Source organism: Exiguobacterium sp. N4-1P (genome assembly GCF_002214325.1).
This window is the reverse complement of sequence record NZ_CP022239.1, coordinates 12,703-27,413: the sequence shown is the minus strand read 5'-3', so window position 1 is coordinate 27,413 and position 14,711 is coordinate 12,703. Positions and strand designations below refer to the sequence as shown.

The 14,711-nt window shown below is 42.4% G+C and carries 16 protein-coding genes; 15 read left to right on the top strand and 1 reads right to left on the bottom strand.

Going from position 1 to position 14,711, the window contains the following annotated elements; all coding sequences use genetic code 11:
- Positions 1–633 precede the first annotated feature (633 nt).
- The 8 genes from A0126_RS18805 (at position 634) to A0126_RS19925 (ending at position 6,335) form a co-directional block, all read left to right on the top strand.
- Entirely contained in the window at positions 634–849 is a 216-nt protein-coding gene (locus A0126_RS18805; RefSeq protein ID WP_088838332.1) for a hypothetical protein, read from the top strand.
- 105 nt (positions 850–954) lie between these two features.
- Positions 955–1,548, top strand: a complete 594-nt coding sequence (locus tag A0126_RS18800) for a hypothetical protein (RefSeq protein WP_088838331.1) — start codon at positions 955–957, stop codon at positions 1,546–1,548.
- Between the two features lie 2,386 nt (positions 1,549–3,934).
- On the top strand, positions 3,935–4,168 hold the full coding sequence (locus A0126_RS19320) for a hypothetical protein (RefSeq protein WP_157898510.1): 234 nt from the start codon (positions 3,935–3,937) through the stop codon (positions 4,166–4,168).
- Positions 4,169–4,628: 460 nt separating this feature from the next.
- Entirely contained in the window at positions 4,629–4,862 is a 234-nt protein-coding gene (locus A0126_RS18795; protein ID WP_088838330.1) for a hypothetical protein, read from the top strand.
- 227 nt (positions 4,863–5,089) lie between these two features.
- The gene (locus A0126_RS18790; protein ID WP_088838329.1) at positions 5,090–5,275 is read left to right on the top strand and encodes a hypothetical protein; all 186 of its coding nucleotides are present in this window, start codon (positions 5,090–5,092) and stop codon (positions 5,273–5,275) included.
- Positions 5,276–5,426: 151 nt separating this feature from the next.
- Positions 5,427–5,645 (top strand): hypothetical protein, encoded by a 219-nt coding sequence (locus tag A0126_RS19315; RefSeq protein ID WP_157898509.1) that lies wholly within the window; start codon positions 5,427–5,429, stop codon positions 5,643–5,645.
- Positions 5,646–5,782: 137 nt separating this feature from the next.
- Complete coding sequence (locus tag A0126_RS18785; protein ID WP_088838328.1) at positions 5,783–5,989, top strand: hypothetical protein; 207 nt, start codon at positions 5,783–5,785, stop codon at positions 5,987–5,989.
- Positions 5,990–6,059: 70 nt separating this feature from the next.
- Positions 6,060–6,335, top strand: coding sequence for a JAB domain-containing protein (locus A0126_RS19925; protein ID WP_369834797.1), 276 nt, complete (start codon positions 6,060–6,062; stop codon positions 6,333–6,335).
- A gap of 467 nt (positions 6,336–6,802) precedes the next feature.
- On the opposite strand, the gene A0126_RS19310 is transcribed toward A0126_RS19925, so the two are convergent.
- A complete protein-coding gene (locus A0126_RS19310; RefSeq protein ID WP_157898508.1) occupies positions 6,803–6,946 on the bottom strand; it encodes a hypothetical protein in 144 nt (47 codons plus the stop codon).
- A 329-nt stretch (positions 6,947–7,275) separates the two neighbouring features.
- On the opposite strand from A0126_RS19310, the gene A0126_RS18775 reads away from it, so the two are divergent.
- The 7 genes from A0126_RS18775 (at position 7,276) to A0126_RS18750 (ending at position 14,704) form a co-directional block, all read left to right on the top strand.
- A complete protein-coding gene (locus A0126_RS18775) occupies positions 7,276–8,823 on the top strand; it encodes an AAA family ATPase (RefSeq protein WP_088838326.1) in 1,548 nt (515 codons plus the stop codon).
- Positions 8,807–9,475: an HNH endonuclease gene (locus A0126_RS18770; RefSeq protein WP_157898507.1), complete on the top strand. Its 669-nt coding sequence runs from the start codon at positions 8,807–8,809 to the stop codon at positions 9,473–9,475. The genes A0126_RS18775 and A0126_RS18770 overlap by 17 nt, the downstream gene beginning before the upstream one ends.
- A gap of 384 nt (positions 9,476–9,859) precedes the next feature.
- The gene (locus tag A0126_RS18765; protein WP_162288277.1) at positions 9,860–10,345 is read left to right on the top strand and encodes a helix-turn-helix transcriptional regulator; all 486 of its coding nucleotides are present in this window, start codon (positions 9,860–9,862) and stop codon (positions 10,343–10,345) included.
- A 352-nt stretch (positions 10,346–10,697) separates the two neighbouring features.
- Positions 10,698–10,886 (top strand): hypothetical protein, encoded by a 189-nt coding sequence (locus A0126_RS18760; protein WP_088838323.1) that lies wholly within the window; start codon positions 10,698–10,700, stop codon positions 10,884–10,886.
- A gap of 14 nt (positions 10,887–10,900) precedes the next feature.
- Positions 10,901–11,125, top strand: a complete 225-nt coding sequence (locus tag A0126_RS18755) for a hypothetical protein (protein ID WP_050678812.1) — start codon at positions 10,901–10,903, stop codon at positions 11,123–11,125.
- A 92-nt stretch (positions 11,126–11,217) separates the two neighbouring features.
- Positions 11,218–12,312 (top strand): hypothetical protein, encoded by a 1,095-nt coding sequence (locus A0126_RS19360; protein WP_162288276.1) that lies wholly within the window; start codon positions 11,218–11,220, stop codon positions 12,310–12,312.
- 22 nt (positions 12,313–12,334) lie between these two features.
- Positions 12,335–14,704 carry a VirD4-like conjugal transfer protein, CD1115 family gene (locus A0126_RS18750; RefSeq protein ID WP_162288275.1) on the top strand — a complete coding sequence of 790 codons (2,370 nt, stop codon included), beginning with the start codon at positions 12,335–12,337 and terminating at the stop codon, positions 14,702–14,704.
- The last annotated feature ends 7 nt before the right edge of the window (positions 14,705–14,711 follow it).

Below are 14,711 nucleotides of genomic sequence, written 5' to 3'. Positions count from 1 at the left end.
GACGCTGAACGAATCATCCGTCATCGTGTTCATCCTTCCTATTTCCGTACTTGCCAAAAACGCGATAAAAAGGACATTTGTTGATGAAATAGTGTATCGAAACTATAAAAGTTGTTCGATGATCTATCTTCTCGTCGTACTTCCTTTGATCTTCTCGACACTCGGATAGACTTTTTGACCGTTCCATGATTCGTCTTGTTAACTGTGATTGGTAATTTGAATCACACCAAAAGAAGGAATCATCATGAACAACACGAAGCACTCAAGACCCGCGGCAAAGTCAAGATTCATCAAATCGGTAAATGGTCATGGATTTGGAAGAAACGCTGTTTCCTGCACATTTACTAGACGCTTGGCGGGAAGAAATTCAAGTTTAACGCCCGCTATACCGACGAACCGCTCTACGGTCAACTCTGGTACAAAGGACGAGTCGATGAATATTGAGCGCGACTTCGGTCGTTCTTTTTTAAGCTGATGAAATCCGCTACCGCTTGCCACGTATAATAGAAGAGATACTAAGAAACGCGGTGATTAATTGATGGACTGGAGTGGATGAAGATGGAGGCACAGCACAAGACACGCCAACAAAAATAGACGTCGCGTCCGATTACCTTGACCGAGATCAAGAATCGCGTGAACGGTGGAACCGGCGTCCACACCTCACAGACAGCGGAAGAAGTTGTTCACGTTCGGATTCGCACGATTGACGAGCAAGAACATCAATGCCATCACGAAGATGGTGAAGTCGTCGGGACGGAGTATAATCTCCGCGTGTTCCAGATACAATTCGGTGGGGGAGAGGACTATGAGTTCAGCATGCCGCATTTCGCCGACGACCGCGATCATTGATTGATCATACAACGTCACCTTCAAACGAGGGTGGCGTTTTCTCGTGTTTAGGCAGGAGAAACGGTGGCATGAGTGGTAGTAAAGGTTGACAAGGAGGTAACGTCATTGAGGAAGCAATCAGTCAGAGCACCGCGCGTCGTCCGCTACACCGAATTAAAAGAACAGGGACTCGTCGAGATGTTGCATGAAGGAGACGACCTGATCCGTTTGCTGCAAGAGCGAGGATTCATCTGCGTAGAAGGAAAGGTCACCTTTGCTCCGTATCGTCTTATGTTGGAACTGGAGGAAGAAAGAATCGAGTATCAAGTGAAATCGTTCGGGGTCGATGATGTGCATGTGAATCCACACAGCGAATTCAGCTTGCCGCATTTCATCGATGACCGCATTATTAACGTGGATGGCTTCCGCGAACCACGACGGATCAAGCCGCCGAACTTCGTGCCGCGCAATATTTTCGACATGACGTTCAGTGAAGCGTCGGCTTACACACCGTTTCTGACGGAGGATAACAAAAAGGGGCTCTTGCAGATGATCCGAAATTTTGGATTCGTTGGGACGAATCATCTGTCGTACCGCTTAGTGCATAACTTGAATCTCCGGAAGACGGAATTCATGATGCGGAGCTATGTCGATCATGAATCCATCTCGTATGAATTCCAACTGGAAGGATTCATCGATGACCGTGAGGACTCGGATTGAAGGGAAGGGACTTGAGGTCTCTTCTTTTTATTGTCGTCGAATAACTGTGATTAGTATGGTGAATAAAAATCATCCACACAAAATGAGGAAATCGTAATACATCAATTAAAGGAGGAATGGAAAACTACGATAACTTGAATTTCATCATCAATAACATCGATTAGGTGATAGAAAGAACTATTAGACGCTATCTTGAATAAACAGACATTACTGATGGGAGATACTATGACGAATAGATTTAACCATCGGTACGGGAAGATTTACATCATTGCCTACTATGAAATAGTATCTTATCGATCTCTCGATGGGACTCGTCATTTCGAGTGTGATGGGAGATCACGATCTGACGAGGTGTTAAAGAAGAACGAAACTTTGTGAGGAACGAGAGGCAATTTCACAATCAGTTCTTTTAGATGGTGAGTGAGAAGTTGATTTATGAAGAGACGATATCTTCATTGCAATGATTAAAGAGCATTCGAAATATATCCGCTACGAATAATAAATTTATGATGTGTACAACCATACATAAATTTATGTACTCAAGTATGAATGAGTACATATATATAGTTATATTCGAGTACATATACACGCAAAATGGCTGAAGGATTTGTGATTCAACTATTAGGCGCTATGATCAAAGAAACGATCAAGACAATTAGTATAAAACGAAGGATATCACGGAACTCTATAGCATCAACGAAAGATCGTAACTTGAACTATCAACACTTGACGATATATGCCTGGAAAATATTATTTCGACAACAACAATGTTCCAAATCGATCCAAACGGTTAGTAATTTAACACCTTCAAGATGTTAAGTGACGAAGGGTGTTCCATATGGTCGTCTCCAAGACAACCGAATATCTGTACCTGAAACAATATCAGAAGGTGATGGCACAGATCGACGCCATGCTGAAAAAAATTGGAGCTTGCTCGTTCAGACTGTTCGCCGCTATTGATCCACTAAACTAAAAAAGACAGGTTTGACCTGTCTTTTCATATAGTTACCAAGCTTCTTGAATCGCATCGCGCTTGCTCGCACTGCAGCTTGCCGACTTCGAACTCCAACACCTCGATGTATTTCGTATAGTACTTCGCGATTTACTGGAGTGATTTCGATTCCGAGTCGAGCGTCTGAACATAGACGCTTGTTGTGAAGGGGATCGCATCTTAGATATACTTCATTGCCTTCTCGATGTAATCAATGCGATTGATTTTATTCACGGTCGGCGCATCCGTCATTTCTTGATGAACGGGATTGATTGACTCCAAGGTAAAGTCATCAAAAACATTAGAGAATAAGCAGTTATCTAGAAAACAAGGAAATGCATTCTTAAAAAAATGGATTTTTTTATTTCATTTACTATAATTCCAAAAATAACAACACGAAAAAAGTCTCCTTCATTATCTACAAAATGATCATAGATACATTTTCATTCTTATCTGAAGAGTGCTTGAGACCAAGATCAAAAACGACATGAAGAGATATACCCTATTTTTTAAAATTGATCTCGTGCTTCTTAAGAAATCGCTAATCCATCTTTAGTTAGTATCACGCTTGATCAATTACTTGTACGATTTCGCTAACGCCTGGAACTCCTATAATTGGTTTCTTTCTTCCTTTTTTGACGCCAATCGTTCATACACGTTAGATTTGCATCTATAAACACCTATTTTTAATTTCGCTCTCAGTTGCATCGACAATCAATTCAATGACCAACCACCTGACTCGATGCAACTGAACGAAAAAACGACTTATTCCCTTATTTTAATTGTAAATCGACGATTAGTAGATTCTTCCTCGAATTTCAGATCGCTCTCTTTTTTTTGCTATTTTTCACATCATTGCGTGAAATGATAATTTCACGACATTTTATTATTGGTATTAAGCCAATTACTATTTCACGCATCTAGATACTGAGATGCGAACATACTTTCACCTGGTTGTATGATTTACATAATTTTTTTATTGTAATTAAGGTGTTTGAAATAAATATTTTAATTCCTAAATATTGGATAGAGTATAATCACTCAGATACATAACCCGATTTGATCCATACGAAAATGTGTCCAAAACCGACGTATCGATAATTTTACGAGGATTAAATAGTTTTTATGATTAAACGTGGTGAAGGGAAGATAAATTTTATAATTGGAAATAAAATTGTGATTATTCAGGTGATTAATAGCACTTAGAGTGTCCTTTGTAGGATTACACAACACCACTTAACAACCGACGAAATGTTCGTTGTCCTCACGAACTTCGACATCCATCAAGAGGACTCGACTATGAATCAGCTAGCTACTCGCTTAATTGAAATCACATCTTTAATCTTATAAAGAGTAAAGCAGACGCTTTACTCTTTCCGAAAGGTGACACATATCATGAAGAAAATTGACGTCATTCGTATCTCCATCCGACTTCTTGAAACGAACGCTCCCCATGCCATCCTTGCCTTACCAGCAAAGAAACGAGAACTTGACCGATTGCTCGCGGACAAGGAATACGTCCCGTCAAGTTCCTGTCGACGACCTGAAAGGGGCACTTCGCATGAAGCAGATCGACAGTCGGATCGCGGAACTGAACAAGAGCCTCGAGAAGTTGGAGCACGCGATTAAAGGGTATAAATATCGGCTTCCGCAACTCAAGAAGATGCTCTAAAACCTTGAAGCGATTGAGCGACGAGAAAGCATCATACTAGCGCCTTGAGAACTATTTTCTTTGCCTGAAATTTCGTGTACATGTACTTATGTATGGTTGTACATATATATATTTTCATAGTTGTACACGCTGAAAACGGACTCATGTTAACGAATATCGGTACCCTGCATTCTTTCGAGGTCTCATCGTCTCTGATCTTCTCGAGCTACATTTCGTTTACTTTACCTCCTCGTCGTCGTTGCGAAGGAAGACGTGCAGAAAGGACTCAGCTACGATATTTTTCAGGCGACGGTCAACCAGGTATATGTCGAGTACCATCATGAGTTCGTCCGCGAAATCGCTAACTTCAATCACAACTTTGAAATCTGATATCGACCCGCTGCCTCGTCACCCAATAGGAAGAACACATTATGCAACGTGAAGAATATTATCAATCGTTTCATTTCAAAACTCGTCTCGCTCGAACTTCCACGCATCTTTGACGCTGCCATCGTCCATACCTTCGAGAAATACGGGAGCGTCGTCAAATGTCCGAAGACGTTACTCGAGCAGCGGATGATCTATGCCGACATACCTGTCTTATGCCTTAACCGAAATCGAAACAATCCTGACCTCCGAAGCACACAACGACGTCGAAGTGCATGGTCTTGAACGCATATAACTGTGATTGATAGAGTGAAGAAAGGTAGCTTGGTAAGAGCATTCGTAACAACGCGAAAGAAGTCGGTTCGAATACGACCATCCTATTTTTGACGAAGGAGGAAAGTGTCATGCTGGAGATCATTGAAGTCATCTTGGGCGAGTGCATCTGCCGGCTCTGTAACGCTGTCATCGTCAATCGCTGGTTAGGTCCTTAAATCCGAAAGGGGAATAACAACATGCCTTTATTTTATGTCGAAGAAAATCAAATAAACTTCTTACAAATAATTATCAGTCACCTCGAAAACATCCCATCCCTCGACGCTAAAGCAGAAGCTCTTCATCTCAAAGGAAAGTTCGTCGAAGAGAACAGTTGGTCCGTCATTGAAATGCAAATCGAGAATATCATCAGCGAGGTCGAATAAGAAAAAGGCATCACCATCCACTACTCGAAAGACGACCTCAAAACGATTGCGCGTAACCTGCGCCATTTCGACAACTCAGACCTGTATGATTCGATTGAGGGAGGGATTCACGATACCTTGTTGTGAATATGGAGGTAGTGCTTCAATCCGCATGTCTTATAATATAGGAGACACCAATGAGAGGAGCACTCCCACGGAACCATTCGAACTCGAAGAAGAACAACGCCAGCAAGTCGATACTGTCTATGACATCGACATTCATGGTCCCATATCGATCGACGTCGTCACAGGACAACCGTTAGGCGTCGGTGACCACCTCTCAAGGTCATCGACAAGGGAACGTCGGATCGACAAGTACTTGTCGAGCTGACCGTCGCTGGCCCCGCCTACCTGGTACTCGATCGACTCCGCTTCGCACTCTTGAACTTCATGAACGGCAACATCCAGCGGAGCGAAATCGAAACGTACTTCCGCTCATTGTAAGACGCCCTCTAAAGAAGAATCATCATGAAAAAACCGAAGACACTGGAGCAATCCGTATCCCTGAAGAAGACCTATCGTTCCATTCGTATGTACAAGGTCGAAGAGGTACTCGATGAGCAATTGAGCTATGACCCGGTTCGTAACCCTAAGACGCTCGCCACAGTCGCTAAGAAATTGATCGACGACAAAGACCGGGAGCACTTCCTCTTCCTCGTCATCGCCCTCAACTAAAAAATGAGGTGATCGGTGTTCACATTGCTCACGTCGGTCAGCTCAATTCTTCCTTGATGCATCACGTGAAATTTTCAAAATTTTAATCATGTGTAAAGCTGCGTACTATGCCTTAGCGCATAACCATCCTTCCGGAATGACCGAGCCTAGCGAGGTAGACGTCCAGGCGACAGACCGCATGACCGACGCCGGATACTTGATCGGGATTCCACTCATCGACCACGTCATCGTCAGTAAAGACTATATGCGTGAATTCTCGAAACGACAACATTTCGTTATTCACGGACTGAATTTCAACAAACCCAACCCGATATTCAAAGACCCTAGTTCCATTCATATTTTATGAGAGATAACCCACTGCTTATCTGAAATAACCCGGCATGTAAGTGTCGGATTTTCTTATTATCCTCGCTTGTCAAGTTATATTTTCGACGTTCCAACTGGAAATTTTTTCCGTTTACTGAAGCTAATTTTCACACCCATAGGAGGATCACTTATGTAAATCCAACAACTCACCCGTTCACACTAGAAAGCGTCCCGACTGGTCAATTCTTCGCTCGTTCGAGCATGGTCCATCTTTCTCCGGTCATATCGAACCAATCGATTGCAGAAATCGAAGGCACTTAGCCCAATCTTCGGAAGACAACCTATACCTTCCTCGTACCAGAGAAGAAAAAACGCTTCTGTCATTGCGCCACACGACATGCTCGACGTCATCACTGACACGAACTATTGCAAAGTGAAATCTACCGGATGTATCAAGTCTTCACACATCGATAAACAAAACGCCCTCCGGATTGGAGCGCGTTCATCTTATTTCTTTTTTTCGTCTCCTTCCTGTTTCAAGGCTTCATAGGCGACAACGAGCTTCTCCAGGTCTTTCTTACTGACCGCGATCGTCACATTCCAGTCGGCACTGTTCGCTAAATCATTCTTCAATCGGTCCAGTGCTTCCATCGGTTTCTTCCCTTTCGAAGGAGGACAGTAAACATTCTTTTTCGGATCATCTAATTTGATAGTCTCATCTTAATCATAAAATCTAGCTATTCGGAATTAGATTTTGTGGATATTGCAGTTTTGAACGATTACGGATTTACAAACATATTTAACGAAATAAATACAAAAATATTGATATCAAAATTCACTTTTATTTTTATTAAGGAAAGAATAAAATAGCATTGTTATAGAACTAAAAAAATGTAAATTTTACTTTTTATGTTACTAAAGGTATTGTATAAATAACAGGTATTATATAAATAACAAGATAATAATTAAGGAGATTAATAATGCTTAAAAACCTAAGTATAAATAAATGGAATCAATTCAATACAGTTAAAATTGATTTTCATCCAAAAGTGACTATAATAACTGGATCTAATGGTGCAGGGAAAAGTACATTATTTAGAATGCTTTCTTCTGATATGGGATGGGGATACGCAGAAGTATCTAATCCTGTTCGAAGTAATAATGAAAAGGAAGTATCCTCATTTAGAGCTGGTCTTACAGAAGAAATTTATAAAAATAGTTTAAAAAAAATTAAAATAAAAGAGCTCGAAGAGCTAAACAGTCTTAAATCTAACTATTATCGTAATCGTTATATTCCCTATGATGGCAATCTAGAAGTTCGACTCATCGAATTAAACAACCGGGAAAGAGAGATACTTTTAGGTAGTGGCTTTTTAGATGATTTTGATGAAGAAATTCATGAACCTTATGCTCATATAACTGATAATCATGCAAAAATAGGGAAAATAGAACTAGATGAAGGTGTCTTTTCATATTATGTTCCAGTTAAAATTGAAGACAGTTCATATAACTTCACATCAAAATATGAGCCAATCGACTATTATAATCTAAAAAATAAAAAAGATAAATCTATAGAGGAGGAACAATCGTTCTCAAATTCTGTCATGGAGTATGTTAGAGGAGCTCATTTAAGAATTCCCGGTCTAAATATTCCTTCGCATAGGCACACTTATACTTATGAAAAGATTGAATCTGTTCCAATTCATGCATCGGATACTAATGAACTAATTAAAGACTATTTTGAGAGCATCAAGAGAAGAGCATTAAATTATGCTGACGCAGAATCTCCTATTATTACTATGAAGAAATCTATAATATCCTTAGCTTTGTTTAGTGAAAGTAATAGTTTTGTAGAAGGAAATTTGGATTTTAAAAATATGTTTAATAGATTTAATCAAATTCTTAGAAAAATGTTACCCGATCATATAAAGTTTAAAAGTTTATATATTGGTTCAGGAGAAGTAGTATTAGAGACAGAGTCAGGAAACTATCTTTTAGATGCTGTTTCTGGAGGAATAGGTGCTTTGATAGATATAATTTGGCAAGTTTTTATAGTTGATTTTGAGAGTGATAATTATGTCGTCTTAATTGATGAATTAGAAAATCATCTTCATCCATCTATGCAAAGAGAAATTCTTCCCAAACTTCTTGAAACGTTTCCTAATGCACAATTTGTAATAAGTACACATAGTCCTTTTGTAATTAATTCAGTGAATGATTGTAAAGTTTATGCGCTTAAATACAATAATGAAAATATGATTAATAGTCACGAATTAGATTTTGATACTAATTCCGGAGATGCATTCGAGATACTAAAAGAAGTTTTAGGTGTTTCAGTTACAATGCCAATTTGGATGGAAAAAGAGTTAAAAAGTACAATAAATCAACTTGAAAACAAAACTTCATCTTCTTTGACATTAGAGGATTATAATAAATTAAAAAAAACATTACATGAAAAAGGACTTATTAATAAACTACCAGACCTATTAAACCTTCTTTTGGAGAATGATAATGATAACATTAATTAAATTAGATGAGCCTAAAATTTTATCTGATAATTATCAAATTTGGACAGACGAATTAAAATTACATCAACTTAAAGAAAAGGCAAAAGGGAAAAAAATACGATCATATATAAAAAGTAAATATAGTCATAAAGACATAAAAGATCAGTTAAAAAAAGAAACTTTTAAAAAATGTGCATATTGCGAGAGTAAATTTTTAGCTACTGGATTTGGTGATATCGAGCATGTTATTCCCAAAACACATGATAGCGACATGTGGTTCAAATGGGAAAATCTAACTATAGGATGTCAAGTGTGTAATAATAACAAAGGAAGTTATTATGATGTTAATCTTCCTATTTTAGATCCATACGTTGATGATATTGATAAACATATTTTTTTTGCAGGAAGCTTTTTAGTTGGTAGAACACAGAAAGGAAGTCATACTATAAGACTTCTTCAGTTAAATCGGATTGAACTTTTAGAAGCGAGAGAAAGATATTTAAGCAAAACAATACAACCTTTTATTGAGCTCATAGTATCTCATTCGAATCAAGCTTTAAAACAAATTGTTTTAACGGATTTAATTGAACTGACAAGAGAGTTTAATGAATTTAGTAAAATGGCATCTACAGTAGTTTCTCAATTTAATGATCCTACGAAATCTGCATCTTAAAATTGAACTGAACCCTGAAATTATAGAAACTTTATAAAAGACCTCCATTCGGGGGTTTTTTTGTGTTTAATGATAAAATAAAATATATTAATAAAATTAAAAAGTAGAAGAAAAAATAAAGAAATGATGAAAATTAGGAAAACAATAAAAGCTTAATTTCAAAATCATCCATAAAGTACAATTACAGTTTTGTTGCGGAGTACAAAATAATGAGTGAAATATATAGAGAAACCGTTGAAGCTGTTATGTCTGACATAATTCGACATTAGTAATCATACTGACATATTGAAATAGTTGTTGAATTGACAGAATAATCTGCTATATTCTAACTATCACTAGGAAAACATTGTCATACTTTAGTTCTCGAAGGAAAGGAGCATGTATATGTACCGATTCGGAGAGTGGTTACGACGAGAACGTCTAGAACATGGTTGGAGTCAGGTACAGTTAGCTGAAAAGACATATGGAGAGATTTCACAAGCAGCCATCAGTTCCTATGAGCGAAGTCGTTCACTTCCTTCTATCCTAGATGTCCAAATCCTTGCGACAGCCTGTGAACAGACACTAGGATCCATCCCTTGGGATGAATTCGACTTGAGGATGGAGAAGAAACGAAATTGGTCGCACCTGAAGCAGGAACGTTTCGATCTAGCGGAGCTCCCACTCGCGGATTCTGTCCGCACATTTGATGGCAAGACTTATCAACTACATGGTCGAATTGCAATCGAGCAAGAGAGTAAGGAGACAAAAGAGATTGCGCAACTCTATTATCGGATCCGGACCGTCGTCGGAGAGAATCAAGTCATCGCCAAACGAAAGCATCCGGATGACGAGTTGATCCACGTCTCGCGTCGCAGATTGATTCAATAATGACGACGAATGAATACGTATCCACTTACGAAGTGAAATGAACAATCATCGAGGAAATGATGACCGTAGCAGCATATCGCTAAGGACAGTCACTCCAATCACATACCGGCGTGTCCCTCATATGTGACCGGATGAGCGGGATATACGCAGAAATGGTTCGGCGAGAGTCGCCTAAAACTCGCCTACAGGTCACGTATTCGTTGAGGGTCAGCGAAAAACCCTAGACAGATGTTCCGGTATTTGGATATCAGAGTTCGTGGGGGAACGTGCTCTAAACCCACCGCCTTGCTTCACTTCGACTGTCCTTAAGGATGTGCTGCTGCGCATCGACCTCAAGGAAGGAGTGTACGCCATGCCGACACGTGAACAGAAGCAGAACAAGACCTTTGCCGAGAAGTTGCTCCGGATTCAAGGAAAAGACTATGAAGAGTGGCTCGACGCCCAGCATCAACTCGTCATCCAAGAGAACCAAGAACTAATCTTAGAAGCACTCGACTCAAAACTGAACTTCACATCGACTGCATCCGCGTCACGGGATTGAAAGGAGGAAAACAGATGGGATTGAATGAGACAGGACTCAGCTTACTCCAGTTCTTTCAAGGACTCGCTGTCATCGCAGCAGCCATTGCTTTCGCAGTTGGTGGCTTTTACTTCATCTTCGGGGGAGATCGTGGACGATCGAAAGCAGTCGGTTGGCTCGTCGGTGGTGCCGTCGGTCTGATCATCGTCATGGGTGCCTTTACGCTGGCTGAGATGGTCAACGATAATATCAAATTTTAATTGAAGAAGTGATCACACAGACCGTCATTCCAAAGTGGATGGCTTTTTTTATTGCTTTCGTTTCGATGTCTCGTTTTAAAGGAGGAGAATGTATGCTCTTCGTCCGTTTCACGGATGTACCGAAAGATGCCTTTCCGAACTATGAGCGTCTCCCATATGAGGAAGCGCTTTTATTATCGACTCAAGTCCATCAAGAAGCTCAACAAGCGAACGAACGGTTTGCGAGCGAGTTCCGGATCTTTGATGATGCCGACCAGCTCGTCTACAAAGGAACGTTCCAGTTTGGTGATCTGACCTATCCGAACCTTTATCTGCAGCTGAAGGATCGAATCCCGCGTATCCGGATCCGAAAGGAGGATGCGACGAAAAAGATTCTATTACTCGAGAACCTAGAACGTTTGACACCGGAATCCTACAAGACGATGACGGCGTCGGCAATTCAGCAACATCCGGATACGACACATGTCTCCCGCTTACGTCGCGGGCAACGTCGTCTCGTCTATAGCGTCAGTGGTGTGTGTCTTTTGCTCCTCGGTGCGCTATCCATCGTTCAACTGACACAGCCCGACTCACCAAGCAATGTCCGTGCAGCATCGTCAGGGGATTGGCAACCACTTTATGAAGAAGCGTTAAATGGCAAGACCGATGCACTCATGCAGCGTCTGGAAAAACAAAAGTCATTGAGTAACGAACAACAACAGTTCCTGATTACCCAGTACGTCGAAAATCAAGACTACGATCAGGCGGTTGCTGTGACGAACAATCCGATCGATGTCGAGACGATCATCATGCAGTCGAAGCCATTCGCAACAGACCGTCAAGAGACACTGCAAGCCTTCCAAGCGGTCCATCCGACGGATGAAGGTGCCTTCGATCTCGCCATCCTAGAGAAAGACTATAAACGTGCGGTCTCAATCCCGGACGTCGAGATGACGACCGTGCGCAAGGAGGCGAAGACACGTGCCTACATCGCGTTGAAAGATGTGACGAAGGCACAAGAAAGCGTCAAGATGATCCAAGACGAACAACTGAAACAGCAAGTGGTAACACTTGTCCAACTGGATGAAGAGATTCAAGCACTCGAAGATCAAAAACGACAGTTATCGGAGAAAACGGACAAAAAAGAGCTCGAGAAGCTCAATGAGTCGCTCGAAGCGAAGCAAAGACAAGCTTCTTCTCTTCTGTAATGAAAGTGTGGTGAATGAAATAATGATGAACTTCTCACTTCGTTCCCTCGCTACATCCACTTGGCTGTGGCGATGCCTTGCCTTTTTGATCGCTTTACCCATTGTATTGTTCTTAGTACTCAATGTGGTGTTTCAGTTCCTGCAGCAGACAATCCAAAATCTCTTTCAGGACGGGAAGTTGACGACCGGTTCCCCACTTCAATACGATCCGAGTTGGTGGACGACGCTCGCATGGTCGACCTCCCTCGCGTTCGCGCTTTTCGGTGCCTGCTTCCTCCTGGGAGGGTTTCTCTTATGGAAGTATTGGCTCAACTTCCGCGATCTTAAGGCAGCCCAGAAAGGAAGTGCTCGCTTTACGACGTTCCGAGAGCTGAAACAGCAGTATCGGGACGTTCCAGACCGCAAAGAGACGTACACCGGATCCGGTGGCGTCCCGGTCGGTCGCTATCGTGATCGCCTCTACATCGATGACAGTGACGTCAACAATCTCGTCATCGGGACGACCCGATCCGGGAAAGGCGAGACGTTCGTCTTCTCGACGATCGATCTCTACAGCCGTGCCGAACGGCAAGCGAGTTTAATCATCAATGATCCGAAAGGCGAACTGTTCGCTGCCTCCAAAGAAACACTCGAGGCACGTGGGTATCAAGTCGAGGTCCTGAATCTGATGAACCCGTCTCAATCGATGTCCTATAACCTGTTGCAGCTGACGATCGACGCTTACCTGGACGAGAACTACTCCCTCGCCCAACAGTATGCGCGTTCGGTCGCCTACATGCTCTACCATGATCCGAAAGCGAAGGATCCATTTTGGAGCAATTCCTCGACGGACCTCTGTACCGCCTTGATTCTTGGACTTTGTGAACAGGGGAAACACGAACCGGAGAAAATCACGATGTATAACGTCGCCCTGATGCTGTCCGATCTCGGATCTCGGATAGTCACGGATGACATGGGACAGGAACAATCGGCGCTCGACGCCTTCTTCGCGTCGTTCCCAGAGAATCATCCGGCACGCATGCAGTATGCGACGCTTCATTTCTCCGGTGGCCAGACGCGCGCCAGTATCCTGGCGAACACGAATGCCAAACTTGGGATCTTCACTCTTGATGCGACGGCACGATTGACGGCACAAAACTCACTCGACATGAAGCTGATTGGCTTCAACCGCTGGATTCGTGGACGTGCCCTCCCCTTGTCACGACTGTCCTTCTGCTTTCCGAGCGGAAAACAGCTCGCCTTGACGACGGACGACGATGGGAGTTTCGTGCTGCATCATGAAGAAACACTCGATGTCGGATCTTCCATCACAGTAGAAAGTGAAGGGCAAAAGTACACCGTGGCACTATCGGGTTGGAAGGACGAGGTGAATGGGATCTTCGACGGTACGACCGATGCTCCGATCGACATCCGTGAGATCCGCCAACATCCGCGTCCAGTTGCCGTTTTCCTGATCGTCCCGGACTACGATCCGACGTTAAACGTCATCGCCTCACTGTACGTCAAACAAGTCTATACCTCACTCGCTCGTGTCGCCTCGCAAGCGACGAGCGGACGTTGTGAACGCCAGGTTATCTTCCTGCTCGACGAATTTGGGAACATGCCAGCGATTGAAGGGATGGCGAACATCATCACCGTCTGTCTCGGTCGGAACATTCGTTTCAACCTCGTCATCCAGTCCTACGCGCAACTCGAGAACCTTTACGGAGAGGATTGGAAGACAATCGACGGGAACTGCGGAAACACGCATTACCTACTGACAGCAGATGAATCAACAGCAGAACTAATTTCGAAGAAACTCGGCGAGCAGACAATCGTCACGAAGTCGCGTTCCGGACAGACCTTCTCACTCTCGAAATCGAAGACGGAAAGCGTTGATGGCCGACGCTTGCTGACGGCAACAGAAGTGATGGGATTGAAGGAAGGCGAGATGCTGATCATCCGTGTCATCAAACGACAAGATAAACAAAAGAAACGGATCCAGTCCTATCCCCTCTTCCTGACTGGACGGACGGCGATGAAATACCGCTATGAATACTTAGCGGATGACTTTAATACAGAACGTTCCATCAACGATCTCGTGATTCCATGCGCGCATGCCCATCTCGACCTGAATACGCTCCGAATCCCGTTCCAACTCGGTCCCTCAGTGGCATCGAAGAGCATTGAGACGAAAGAGGAGACATCTGATGCAACAGAATGGCGTGTCTGTGAGGTTCTGCAACCGAAAATCCTGCGCTCCATCTTCGAGACGACAGAATACGACACCCTATCTATCACTGTGTTCGAGCAAGGCATTACGGATAAAACGATTCCTGTGACGGACAACCAGCGCCACTTTTTGAAGACGATCATCAGTAAACGACTTGAAAAACTTCGTCATGGCGTCTAAGGAGGGC

Excerpts from the sequence above, each read along its gene's own strand:
- A0126_RS19320 (WP_157898510.1), top strand. The coding sequence starts at position 3,935 with ATGAAGAAAATTGACGTCATTCGTATCTCCATCCGACTTCTTGAAACG.
- A0126_RS18790 (WP_088838329.1), top strand. The coding sequence starts at position 5,090 with ATGCCTTTATTTTATGTCGAAGAAAATCAAATAAACTTCTTACAAATA.
- A0126_RS19315 (WP_157898509.1), top strand. The coding sequence starts at position 5,427 with ATGTCTTATAATATAGGAGACACCAATGAGAGGAGCACTCCCACGGAA.
- A0126_RS18785 (WP_088838328.1), top strand. The coding sequence starts at position 5,783 with ATGAAAAAACCGAAGACACTGGAGCAATCCGTATCCCTGAAGAAGACC.
- A0126_RS19310 (WP_157898508.1), bottom strand. The coding sequence starts at position 6,946 with ATGGAAGCACTGGACCGATTGAAGAATGATTTAGCGAACAGTGCCGAC.
- A0126_RS18775 (WP_088838326.1), top strand. The coding sequence starts at position 7,276 with ATGCTTAAAAACCTAAGTATAAATAAATGGAATCAATTCAATACAGTT.
- A0126_RS18770 (WP_157898507.1), top strand. The coding sequence starts at position 8,807 with ATGATAACATTAATTAAATTAGATGAGCCTAAAATTTTATCTGATAAT.
- A0126_RS18765 (WP_162288277.1), top strand. The coding sequence starts at position 9,860 with ATGTACCGATTCGGAGAGTGGTTACGACGAGAACGTCTAGAACATGGT.
- A0126_RS18760 (WP_088838323.1), top strand. The coding sequence starts at position 10,698 with ATGCCGACACGTGAACAGAAGCAGAACAAGACCTTTGCCGAGAAGTTG.
- A0126_RS18755 (WP_050678812.1), top strand. The coding sequence starts at position 10,901 with ATGGGATTGAATGAGACAGGACTCAGCTTACTCCAGTTCTTTCAAGGA.
- A0126_RS19360 (WP_162288276.1), top strand. The coding sequence starts at position 11,218 with ATGCTCTTCGTCCGTTTCACGGATGTACCGAAAGATGCCTTTCCGAAC.
- A0126_RS18750 (WP_162288275.1), top strand. The coding sequence starts at position 12,335 with ATGATGAACTTCTCACTTCGTTCCCTCGCTACATCCACTTGGCTGTGG.